Genomic DNA, 8,946 nt, shown 5'->3' on the forward strand with positions numbered 1-8,946 from the left:
ACTGGGAGGTGGAGAACCGTCTACACCACAAGCGAGACACGGTGTTGGGAGAGGATGCCTCCCGCAGCCGCAAGGGGGCGGTGGGGCTGATGTACTTACGCGATGTCATCCTGAGCCTCTTGCATCTCAAAAAGTGGCCGGTGTTGCACTCGGTTAGAAAGTTCTCGGCGAATCCTAAGGCTCTACTCAAGCTAATTCGAGGGTTGTGATAAAAGCCTGCTTTCGGCGGACATGGCATGGTGGGCGGCTGATGTGTGGTAAAATGCCCATCGGGAAGAGCGATTCCCGAGGTTCTTGCCGCCCCGCCTTGGCGGGGCGGGGTAGGGGGTTCCGTTCACGAAGCGCTGGACGGGTAAAACCTGTAGCGTGTGAATCTCGGTCAGTTGCGGCGAAAACCAAGCCGTGCGATGACCAAACTCCGTACCGTGGGGCACACGGGAAGTCACGCTTGAGGAGACGGTTGAAATGCCGTGCATCACCGTGTAAGACGCTCGTACCGGGCGCAGTGGTGAGCCCAAGAATCCCACGCGCTTTAGCCGTGGGAGTGTCAAGAACAGGCGTCGAACACCGCGGACGACTTCCAGGCCTGCCTGCGCAGCTTGTTGAATGGGAAAAGGGTTCCGGTATATCCCACCGTGGTGATCCCGACCGCCCACCCCTCCTCCACCTTCGAAAACCATCACCAGACCTGGGTGGCGAACGGAGTCGACGAGCTCGCCGAGAAGATGAGGGCATACAGACGCCGTCACGATAAGCGCTTGCTGAGCCAGGACGAGATCATGCAGGTCGTCGAGCGGCTACGGCTGAGCCCGGTCGGTCTGGCCTTCCTGGAGGGCCGGGCGCTCGACCGAGCCACCGGCAAGGGGATCGCAGGCGTGGAGGTTCGCCTGGTCGGCGAGCAGCTGGCCGAGGACCTCGTCGAGACGACCGATGACCAGGGCCGCTTTCGGGCCACCGTGCCGGTCGGAACCCTTACCCTGGACTTCCGGCCTCCGTCCCCCTACGAAGGACGCCGGTTCACCTACGAGGCCCGGCAGGGGCAAAACCGAGTCCAGGACCAGGAGTTCGGCAGTGTTGCACCCGCCACTCCGGCTGCCCCGGACCCCCGGGAAGAGTTGGGAAAGCTCCTGGAGCAGGTGCAGCAACTCCTCGCCCGCAGCTCGGTAAAGGCGGAGGTCGAGGCCAGCAAGACCATCCTGGAGGTGCTCGAGCGGGAGCGGCGCGAGCGGGAGGCGCTCTATGAGCTGATCCTCGAGCAGGCCAGCCGGCCGCAACAGTCCCTCCCCGGCGATCCCCATCCCCCTTCCCAGGAACTGCTCAACGAGCTCCAGGAGATCCGCAGGCTGCTCGGCCAGATCACCGAAGCCCGCACCCCCCAGGAGCGTTCACAGGCCGTCCACCAGGTCCAGACCCTGCTGCCCCAGCTTTTCGACCGCCCTCTTCCCGCCGCGGCGCCGTCCACGGCCGCTCGAGCCGTCCCGGTCGAGGTGATCGAGGCGCGGCCGGCCGCGCCTCCACGGCCGGCCGAGACCGTACGCCGCCGCACCACCCGCTGGCCGCTGGCCCTGGCCCTCCTCCCGCTGGTGATCCTCGGGGGCTGGCTGGCCTGGCCCCGCCCGTCGGGGGACACCCCGGCGCCCCTCCCGGCCCCCTCGGCCGCGGCCTACGAGGCGGAGGAGCCGACGGCGACCGGGCTCGAGGACGCCCGGACCACCGTGTCCTCGCCCTCGAGCCGCACCGCTTTGGCCCCAGCACCGGACGTGCGCGAGCCCCCGGCCGCGAACCCGTCCCCTGCCCCGGCATCCGAGCCTCGGGCTGCGCCGCGGGCCACGCCCCAGCCTCTGTCGGCCCCAACCCCCGAGCCGGACGTCAAAGCCCCGGCCAAGGCTTCCGAAGGCCGTCTCCAACCGAAGACCCCTACTCCCCCGGCTCCCACGGCGCGCTCCGTGCCCCAGGCCACCCCGGAGCCGGCTGTGCGGGTGACCCCGCCTCGCGGCGAACCGAAACCGTCGACGTCCACCGCCGGTCCACTGCCGGGCGAGCCCCTTCCCGGCGCGCCCCTGGAGCCTGAGCCTTCGGCAGCCCCCGTTGCCGAGCCCCTGCCGGGGGAGGCGCTCCCGGGCCAGCCGCTGGCCGCGTCGCAAGGTGTCGCCCCGATGGGGGCATACTGCCCGGCCACCCACCCGGTCAAGGGCAACCTGAGCTACTCGGGGGAGCGGATTTACCACCTCCCCAACCAGGAGTACTACGACAAGACCAAGCCGGAGGTCTGCTTCGCCACCGCTGGCGAGGCGGAGCAGGCGGGCTTCCGGCCGAGCAGCCGCTAGTAAGCCCCGCCCCTCCGGCGCCACAGCCGCTAAGGCGGGGTAGACCTTACCCGAGCCTATGTCACCGAAGCTTCGACGCCTGATGAGCCTCTTAGAGTCCCGCGGGCCGCAGACCGTGCAGGCCTGTCTCGAGGAACTGGGTGTCGGCCCCGAAGACCTCCGGCGCTACCTCGAGCAGGCCCAGGGCAGGCTGCACCTACGCGACGAGCGGGTCTACCTCGTGCACCTGGAAGGTAGTGAGGGCCCAGAACCCCCAGTTCGCCGACTGAGGGGCGCCGATGCCGAGCACCCGCCGTGCCCCCTCGCTTCCGGGTGGACCGGCCGAGCTCGCCCGAGCAACCGCCTCTAGGCCGCAATCTATCAACGCCAAGGAGTCAACCCCGCCATGCACGATCCACACGACGCCCGTCAGCAGTTCGACCGCAAAATGTCCGCCTACGGCTCGACCGAGGAGTCGCAGGCTTGGCTGAGCCGGAACTGGGGCCGGATCAGGCGGCTATTCTCCGACATCCGCCTGCGCGATTTCATCTTCGAGCCCTTCAAGGGGGTGTTCGTGGCCGAAGGCACCGACGGCCCGAGCGCGATCCGGCAGACCATCACCGTGGTGGCGGTCACCAACGCGGTGCTGGCGGGCCTGCCGGGGAAGTTGGGGGTGGGCGTTTTCGTGTCGATGGCCCTCGAGGCGTACATGGCCGGTGTCATCGCCTCCAAGGTGGGGGTCCCCTTGCGGAGTCCGGCCGACGCCTGGAAGTACTTCGGCCTGCTGGCTTCGGTCGCTGGGGTCATCCTCTACGGGGTCCGCGCGGCGCTGGGGGTGGCCTTCTCACTCCTCGCCGTGATCCCCGGCCTGCCCGCCACCGCCGCGGCGGAGCTGGTGGTGACGAACCTGGTAGGGGTCCTCTTCTGGGTGGGGTTCGAGGAGGCCAAATTGCGCGGCAGCTTCACGGTCCCCGCGCGGGCCCTCGGGCGTATCGGCGTGGAGACCAAGGGCCTGGCCCAGTTCCAGTGGGGGCTGATCCGCGGCAACCTGAACCCCACCGCCCTACGGCGGATGGGCTACCGCCTGAGGGCCTGGCTGCTGGGGGAGATCCCGGTAGACCAGCCCCTCCTGCGCGGCCAGGTCGCGCCGGCGGTGCTGATGGCGTCCCTCCTCGCCGGGCGGCAGGAGCGGCTGCAGGGCCCGCTAGGGCAGGAGTTCGTGTCGGCCGTCCGAGACCGCTACCCCGAGCTGCGCGACGCCAGCCTGGACGAGATCGCCGCCCACATGCGGGAGTACACCCCCGAGCAGATGGCGGGGGTGCTGAACCTGGTCAAGGGCAAGCTCTTCGAGCGGCTCGTGGCGCACTACGAGAATTCGGACGGGGATCCCTGGCGCGCGGTCCTCCACGCCGACGAGAGCTACCCCGGCTCCGACATCGTCTTCGTGGACGAGCAGACCGGGCGGTCCGTCGAGGTCTCGCTCAAGGCCACCGACGACCCCGCGTACGTCGAGGCCGCCCTGCTGAAGTACCCGGACATCCCGGTGCTCACCACCGAAGAGGTCGGCCGCTTCTTCGCCGACGACCCGCGGGTCCGGGGGGCGGCGCTGAGCGACGAGGAGCTCACCCAGATCACCAGCGAGAACTTCGAGGAGCTGCTCTCCCGCCTGACGAACGTGGACCTAGCGGCCGGCGCGGCGTCGGGGGCGGCAGCCGGGGGGGCGCTCGGGCTGTGGCCCTTCGTGGTGGCCTTCCTGCGCCAGCGGATCACCCAGGAGCAGCTCGAGCAGGCCTGCACACGTGTGGCCGGGGTGGCGCTGGCGGCACGGCTGAGCTACGCCGTGCTGTTGGGGCCGGTGTTCGCCTGGTACCTGCTGGCCCGGGGGGTGATGGGCCTTTCCCGGGCGGCCCACAGGGAGGCGGCCGCGGGGCCGGTCATGCGGCTCGAGTGGAACGGCGCGGGGGCGCTGTCCCCCGGCAGGGGCCCCTGAAGGCCACACTCAGTACAGCCAGCGCAGCACCCCGCCGTGCCAGGAGCAGGTGCCCCGGCGGCTCTGGTTGAAGCCGTAGAGCCCGTCGCGGCACTGCGCCGTCGCCCCGGGGGGCGGCCCGCCCTCGCTGTAGGCGGGCGAAGAGCAGGTTGACCTCGGCCGGGGGCCGGCGGCGGGCGTCGAGCGCGGTGAACATCCCTGGAGCCAGTATAGTGCGCAAAACCGCCGGCGGGCCCGGTGCCCGCTACAGGCGCCGCAGGGGGATGCCGTCGAGGGCCAGGTGGAGCCACTGCGAGGCGTAGTACCCCGCCAGGGCCCCCCACAGCAGGGCCGGCTCGAGGCCCCCCAGCCACCCACGCAGCGGCAGCAGCAGCGGGCTCAGGTACAGCAGGCGGCTGAGGGGCCCCAGCACCCAGTGGTGGGCCAGGCCGCGGTGGCGGAAGAGCAGCCCGTAGGGCAGCCACACCAGCTTCAGCGGCCCCCAGCGCCGGGCGGCGAGGACCGGGTAGCGGGGGAAGTTGTCGAGGTCGGGGGTGACCCAGAAAGTCCCCAGCGCATAGCCCAGCGCCGCCCCCAGCCACAGCGGCTCGCGCCAGTCCAGACCCAAGGCGCTGCCCACCAAGGCAGCGCCCGCGCCGAACAGCAGGTTGGCTCGCTCGTGGACCTCGCCCGCCGGCATCGCGCCCTACACCGCCGCGCTGGCCAGCACGCCGGGGAGGCTGAGGGGGTCACTGACAAAGCTCACCCCCTCCAGCACCCCCCGCACCACCAGCCCGTCCCAGCGCCCGGCGTACAGCAGCAGGGGCTGGGCCCAGTGCAGCCGCACCCCCTGCAGGTAGGCCAGGTCGGCGGCGTAGATCTGGTCGCTGGCCCCGCGCCGCCGCAGGTCGTGCAGCAGGGCGGGAGGCGGCTCGAGCACCAACGGCTCGTGCAGGCTCCACACCAGGTAGTCGGCGTTCGTGCGCCGGAAGACCTGCTGCGCCTGGCCCTCGTAGTCGTGGTAGGCCTTGAGCGAGCCCAGCAGCAGCACGCCCTCGCGGGGGCCCTCCCCGCCGCCGAAGAACTGAACCCGCACGGCGCCCTGGTAGCGGTTGAGGATCACGGACATGGCGACCTCCTATCTCCTATGCTTCTTACATATATCACCAAGCTCAGGAAGAGGCAAGGGCGAAGGACGATCCCCTGTCGGGACGCCGCCGCCTCCGGCGGCGGGAGGCCCGTGCACCAGCTTGACGATTTCCCCGTGCTTGTGCTAGCCTCCAGCTAGCTCACGGGAGGTCGTGAGCCGTACCACCGAAAGGTGGACCTCCTATCACGAATCGCCGCCCTGAACAAGGGCGGTGGTTCGTTTTTCCCGGATAGGGGGCCGGCCGGGGTACGGGCCCGCGCCCCCTGAGCAAGGACGATCCCCTTCAGGACCGGCTGACGCCGGTACACCGAGAAGCCTTAAGGTTCCTTCATGCCTGAAGGCATATGATGCTACAGTGAACGTTGATAGGGAAAGGGAAACGGAATAGGGAGGATGCCGAGGAAGTACCTGTACCATGACCCCGCCTGGTTGCGCCGCGAGCTCAAAAAGCATCGCAGCATCAGGGTGCTCTGCCAGATGCACGGCTTCAAGCCGGCCACGCTGATCGACTACCTCTCGCGCCACCCCGAGGTCAAAGCCAAGGTCGCCGACCTGCTCCTGCCCTCCCCCCCGGGTCCGGGCAAGGGGACAAAGGAGCGCGCCCGCCTGGCCTCGCTGCGCCGCCACAAGCAGGACTGGACGGTGGAGGAGCTGCGCGAGCAGAACCTGCCGCTGTACTGGAACCACGGCTGGCTGCTCGAGCAGCTGCGACAGCTGCGCTCGGTCGAGGAGGTCGCGCGCCAGCACGGCTACAAGCCGCTCACGCTGCAGTCCTACGTCTTCCGCCACCCCGAGCTGCACCGCGCGGTGGAGGAGCTGCGGCTGGAGCGGCGGCTGGAGCGGCAGGAGAACCTGCAGGGGGTGCACCTGCGGCTGCCAGGGGAGCTTTCCGATCGGCTGGCCCAGGACCCGCGCTCGAAGATCAGCCTGGTGGAGAAGGCGCACCGGTGGAAAATGAGCCAGACCCAGAAACAGGACCAGAACCCTACTCGCGAAGCACAAGAAGCGCAGGAGGCACAGGATGAACAGCAAGGATAAGTACAACCTCATCCGCTTGGGGCGGAAGGTCTTCCCGACCCGCCCGCACTGGGAGGTCGAGGCCCTGCAGGCCCAGGGCCTGCCGCTGTACTGGAACAAGGAGTGGCTGGCGGGTGAACTGCGGCGCCTGGGCTCGGCACGCCGGCTGGCCCAGGAGTGGGGCTACCCCTGGGGCGAGGTCGCCCGCTTCGCGCGCCAGTTCGGCCTGGCTGCCCCCGGGCACCGGCCCTGGAAAGCCACCTTCGTCATGCTGGACAAGGATCTCGTCAAGGAGATGGACCAGGCCTCCAAGGCCGTCGGCGTCTCGCGCAACCGCTGGATCGTGCAGGCGCTGGAGGAGTACCTCGCCCACGAGGACGCGGCCAAGGCGCAGGGCGGGTCCCGGCTGACCAACTGACCCCGACAAGGCTGAAGGGGCCCGGTGGGCCCCTTTTCCCGTCGCTGTCTGTGCCTGTGCCCGGCTAGACCCCCGCCAGCAGCCCGGCGACCAGCCGGCCGTAGGCCTCCTCGAAGCCCGGCGGGGCCGCCTCGAAAAGGCTGGCCCGCCGGGGCGGCTGGCTGTAGATGAGGCGCTGGCCCGGCAGGGCGGTGAAGCTCAGGCTGTCCCCCCGAACCACCAGCTCCCCGTGCAGCGGCAAGGCCAGCAGGCGCTCCAGGCACCCGGGGGGGATCGGGCTGTCGGCCTCCACCCACCACTGCCCGCGCCGCTCGAACCAGCGGTGGAGGACGGCGTGGTAGGCCTGGGGCCCCGCGCGCACTGCGCCCCAGCCCCCCTTCAGGCCCAGCTCACGCAGCGCGCCGCGCAGTGGCCCGCTGGCCTCGTGGGGCACGCCGCGCAGGTGGAAGACCTGGCGGTCGGCGGCCTCGCCCGGCCGACCGTCCAGCGCCACCGCCGCCCGGAAGCCTTCGGGAGTCCAGGCCCAGCCGAGGTAGGCCCGGCACGGGGCGCCGGCCGGCCTCGTCGGGAGCCGCCCACGGCGGCCCTCCCCCGCGCGCTGGACCAACCAGAGCCCGGCGGTGCAGTCGGCCAGGGCCCGCTCGAAGGCCTCGGTCCGCGGGAGCAGCTGCTCGAAGGCCTCGCGGGGGCCGCCCACGGGGAACAGCTCCCACACCGCCGCCTCGAGCACCTCCCGCGCCGCGGCGGGCGCGGTGACGTGGGGGTCAGGGGGGACGACGACGTGCATCACGCCCTCCCCGCCTCCCGCACGACCGGCCGGGAACCCTCCCCCCGCGCGGCGGGAGGCCCGTACACCAAGGGGTCCAGCAGCCGCCAGGCGCCCTCGCCCTCCAGGGCGGCGGGGTCGTAGTAGACCCAGCGGTCGCCGGGCTGGGCCGGGGGAAGCGCCTCCACCGCGCGCACCGGGCTGTGCGCCCAGCGCCTGCGCAGGGCGGAGGAGTCGAAGCCCACCAGCACCACCTCCTGCCGGCTGTAGAGCCGGGAGAGGGCCTCGAGGTTGGCCCCCACCGCCACCCCACGGCCCGCCAGCCCCTCGGGGGCCTGCCGGAGCACGAACAGCCGCTTCACCTGCCGCCCCTTCCGGCGGCTCTGCCGCAGGAATTGCAGCGTCAGGGCGGTGAAGCGCTCGCGCACCACCTCCGGGGGCTCCTCGGGGTGTACCTGTTGTCTCGTCATGCTTACCTCCTATCAGGGATTAGTATATCTATTCCACCCGGCGCTTTCGGTATCCCCAGAACCGATAGGGCGCCCCTTCCCGGCGGACACTGGCACTGCGCCTCGAGGCCGCCCTGGCCGAGGCGCTGCCGGGGGAGCTCCAGGACCACAACCCCCACCGACCGCCCCCCGCGGGGGCGGTTATTGTTGCTATACTTGCTCTTGATAGGAGGTAAAGGTATGTACCACCAACAAGAGCAGGCCATGCGGCACCTCGAGGGACCGGCCCTGGTCTTCGCCGGCGCAGGGGCCGGCAAGACCCGCACCCTCACCCACCGGGTCAAGCACCTCGTCGGGGAAGGGGTGGACCCCCACGGCATCACTCTAGTGACCTTCACCAACAAGGCCGCCGGGGAGATGAAGGAGCGCATCGCGCGCCTGCTGGAGGCCCCCCTGGCCGAGGCGGTGTGGGTCGGCACCTTCCACCGATTTTGTTTGCAGGCGCTGCAGGTCTACGGCAGCGAAGTCGGCGTGACGCAGGTGCGGGTGCTGGACGCTACCGAGCAGCAGCGGCTGGCCGAGCGCCTCATCGAGGCCCTCTTCCCCAAGCGCAAGCCCGACGGCTTCACGGCCCGCGCCGCGCTGGGCGCGGTGAGCCGGGCGGCCAACAGCGGCTGGGACGACGTGCAGCTGGCGACGATGTACGCCGACCTCACCGAGAAGATCGTCAACTTCCGGTGGGCCTACGCCGACGCCAAGAAGGAGCTGGGCGTGCTGGACTACGACGACCTGCTGCTGCAGGGGGTGAGGCTGTTCAAGCTGAGCCACTCCGCGGCGGCCATGGCGCGGCGGCGCTGCGTGCAGCTGATGG

10 protein-coding genes and 1 pseudogene are annotated in these 8,946 nt (G+C 70.5%); 6 read left to right on the forward strand and 5 right to left on the reverse strand.

Going from position 1 to position 8,946, the window contains the following annotated elements; translation table 11 throughout:
* The 3 genes and pseudogenes from Mrose_RS19220 to Mrose_RS16950 form a co-directional block, all read left to right on the forward strand.
* Positions 1–209, forward strand: a pseudogene (locus tag Mrose_RS19220) (ISAs1 family transposase); the annotation flags it as partial.
* Positions 210–725: 516 nt separating this feature from the next.
* Positions 726–2,327 carry a carboxypeptidase-like regulatory domain-containing protein gene (locus Mrose_RS16945; RefSeq protein WP_147371698.1) on the forward strand — a complete coding sequence of 534 codons (1,602 nt, stop codon included), beginning with the start codon at positions 726–728 and terminating at the stop codon, positions 2,325–2,327.
* Between the two features lie 385 nt (positions 2,328–2,712).
* A complete protein-coding gene (locus Mrose_RS16950) occupies positions 2,713–4,296 on the forward strand; it encodes a hypothetical protein (RefSeq protein WP_119280282.1) in 1,584 nt (527 codons plus the stop codon).
* 9 nt (positions 4,297–4,305) lie between these two features.
* Here Mrose_RS16950 and Mrose_RS19860 read toward each other — a convergent pair whose 3' ends face one another.
* From Mrose_RS19860 to Mrose_RS16965, 3 genes are read right to left on the reverse strand one after another with little or no spacing between them, the layout of a single operon-like run.
* Positions 4,306–4,653 (reverse strand): DUF3761 domain-containing protein, encoded by a 348-nt coding sequence (locus Mrose_RS19860; RefSeq protein ID WP_220452355.1) that lies wholly within the window; start codon positions 4,651–4,653, stop codon positions 4,306–4,308.
* Entirely contained in the window at positions 4,541–4,975 is a 435-nt protein-coding gene (locus Mrose_RS16960; RefSeq protein ID WP_119280284.1) for a DUF2227 family putative metal-binding protein, read from the reverse strand. Before Mrose_RS16960 ends, Mrose_RS19860 begins: the two co-directional genes overlap by 113 nt.
* Before the next feature lie 6 nt (positions 4,976–4,981).
* Complete coding sequence (locus Mrose_RS16965; RefSeq protein ID WP_119280286.1) at positions 4,982–5,404, reverse strand: hypothetical protein; 423 nt, start codon at positions 5,402–5,404, stop codon at positions 4,982–4,984.
* Positions 5,405–5,818: 414 nt separating this feature from the next.
* On the opposite strand from Mrose_RS16965, the gene Mrose_RS16970 reads away from it, so the two are divergent.
* Positions 5,819–6,463: a hypothetical protein gene (locus Mrose_RS16970; protein WP_119280288.1), complete on the forward strand. Its 645-nt coding sequence runs from the start codon at positions 5,819–5,821 to the stop codon at positions 6,461–6,463.
* Positions 6,447–6,860: a ribbon-helix-helix domain-containing protein gene (locus tag Mrose_RS16975; protein ID WP_119280290.1), complete on the forward strand. Its 414-nt coding sequence runs from the start codon at positions 6,447–6,449 to the stop codon at positions 6,858–6,860. The genes Mrose_RS16970 and Mrose_RS16975 overlap by 17 nt, the downstream gene beginning before the upstream one ends.
* A gap of 64 nt (positions 6,861–6,924) precedes the next feature.
* Here the strand turns inward: Mrose_RS16975 and Mrose_RS16980 are convergent, their stop codons facing one another.
* Both Mrose_RS16980 and Mrose_RS19020 read right to left on the reverse strand, forming a co-directional pair.
* The gene (locus Mrose_RS16980) at positions 6,925–7,647 is read right to left on the reverse strand and encodes a hypothetical protein (RefSeq protein WP_119280292.1); all 723 of its coding nucleotides are present in this window, start codon (positions 7,645–7,647) and stop codon (positions 6,925–6,927) included.
* Positions 7,647–8,096, reverse strand: coding sequence for a hypothetical protein (locus Mrose_RS19020; RefSeq protein WP_182482888.1), 450 nt, complete (start codon positions 8,094–8,096; stop codon positions 7,647–7,649). The genes Mrose_RS16980 and Mrose_RS19020 overlap by 1 nt, the downstream gene beginning before the upstream one ends.
* Before the next feature lie 219 nt (positions 8,097–8,315).
* Between Mrose_RS19020 and Mrose_RS16990 the strand changes: the two genes are divergently transcribed.
* Positions 8,316–8,946: UvrD-helicase domain-containing protein (locus Mrose_RS16990; protein ID WP_147371699.1), on the forward strand; the 631-nt coding region annotated here is incomplete at its 3' end.

It is taken from the genome of Calidithermus roseus (genome assembly GCF_003574095.1).
Lineage (GTDB): Bacteria > Deinococcota > Deinococci > Deinococcales > Thermaceae > Calidithermus > Calidithermus roseus.